At 30.2% G+C, this 1,850-nt stretch carries 2 protein-coding genes and 1 pseudogene; all 3 read right to left on the bottom strand.

Going from position 1 to position 1,850, the window contains the following annotated elements; all coding sequences use genetic code 11:
* Positions 1–70 (bottom strand): annotated as a pseudogene (locus KHW44_RS10165) (replication protein); the annotation flags it as partial.
* Between the two features lie 66 nt (positions 71–136).
* Complete coding sequence (locus KHW44_RS09245) at positions 137–1,168, bottom strand: YhcG family protein (protein ID WP_024051472.1); 1,032 nt, start codon at positions 1,166–1,168, stop codon at positions 137–139.
* Positions 1,169–1,370: 202 nt separating this feature from the next.
* Positions 1,371–1,850: PcfB family protein (locus KHW44_RS09240; protein WP_304068779.1), on the bottom strand; the 480-nt coding region annotated here is incomplete at its 5' end.

Below are 1,850 nucleotides of genomic sequence, written 5' to 3'. Positions count from 1 at the left end.
TTTTTATCCTTTTGTCTGTGAAAAATTCTTCTTTTAATTTTATCCAATAATATCTTTTGTTTGTTGCCATTCTAATCCTCCTTGCAATAAAAAAAGAAGTAGATTTTTTTCTCTACTTCTCCTTATAATTTATATTTTATTTTTCCTTATATTTTTTAATAACTTTTTCTACTTGTTCTTCAAGCTCTTCCCTGTCTGGTATATACAAAGTATATTTTGATGCGAATATTTTATTTGATAAATTTCCTAAGGCGTATTCTGCTTGTACTCCGTCTTTATCTGTACACAAGATTATTCCTATCGGTTCATTGTCCATCTCATCATTTACTTCTGCCTTATAATAATTGAGATACATATTTATTTGCCCAACTGCTTCTGGCATTAGCTTACTTGTTTTTAGTTCGATTAAGACATAAGATCTTAATATTTTATTGTAAAATACCATATCCACATAATAGTGTGTGTTGCCTAGTGTTACTCTTTGTTGGCTACCTACATACATAAAACCCTTGCCGAGTTCTAGCAAGAATTTTTCAATATGATCTATAAGTGCTTTTTCTAAATCACTTTCCATCATAGGCTTTTCTTCTGGCAACCCTAAAAATTCAAATACATAAGGATCTTTTACGAGGTCAGCTGCCTTATTTATTTCATTGCCCTTTAAAGCTAGGTCTAGAACTTTTTCTTTGTTTTCCTCTCCAGATGATAGGAGCAATCTTTCAAAAAGTGATGTTTTTATTTGTCTTTTAAGTTCTCTCACAGACCAATTTGCATTAATACTTTCTTTCTCATAGAAGCTTCGTTTTTTCTCATCGCTAATGGATAAGAGTTCGCAATAATGGGACCAGGTCAATTTTCCAGACAGTGTCTGGAATATTGGATATGATAAATATAGGTTTCTCATATTAAATAAATTAGACTTAGAAAATCCCTTGCCATATTCCTTTGTAAGTTGTCTTGATAAGTCATTTATAAGTTCTTTTCCATACTCAGCTCGTTCTGAATGACCTTGCTCATCTTCTACGATGATACGTCCAATCTCCCAATAAGTTTGAACTAAAATATTATTGACTTCTCTTGCGACTTCATTTCTTGCCTTGTCCATCAATGTTTTTATGCTATTAAAAACATCATCATGAACTCTATCTATTTTATTATTCTTATTCATACAAGCACCTCTTTGACCTCTTAATTGCTTTAATTATATCATAAATATTGTGTTTATTCAATTTTATATCTTATCTGCCTTGATATTTCCCAGATTTTCGATAATCGAAATTCTTGATTTCCGATTTTCGAAATTCTGGACTTCTGCTTTTCGGAAGTCTTGTTATTATAGCTATTTAAGGGTGTAACTTTTCGTTACTCCCTTAGATTTCTCTGGTCATATCTTTTTTACTTGGTTTTACTTTTTCTTTTACTTTCCTTTTAACTTTTTCTTTTGTCTTATCCTTGTTCTTGGATAGGTCTTTGTATTTCTTTATTTGTTTTAAAATACTTTCTTTTTCTTTTTTATTTTCCTTGGCTATGACTTGTTTAAAGGCATATTCCATTACTTTTATGTCTTTGGCTTGGAAGAATATTTCATAGTTTTTGCTTTCTTTGTTTTTCATTACTGAGAAACTTACTCCAAGTTTGTTTAGTTCTTTTTTTAAGTCTTTGAGGCCGCTTTGATCTATGCTTATATTTTCTAGTTGTCCTTTCTTGTAGAGGTCTTTTATTTTCATTTCATCACCCATAAGACTTTTTAGGTTTCCATTTGCTTTTTCTAAAGTTTCATTCATCTTTTTTCTTATTTCTTTGTCTAAGTTGATTGACTCTTTTGCTGCCTTTATTGTGTATGTTATTAT

This window comes from Finegoldia magna (assembly GCF_018371055.1).
In the GTDB taxonomy this organism is placed as follows: domain Bacteria; phylum Bacillota; class Clostridia; order Tissierellales; family Peptoniphilaceae; genus Finegoldia; species Finegoldia magna_I.
Note: the sequence above shows the minus strand (reverse complement) of the source record. Positions and strands in the feature narration are given on the sequence as shown.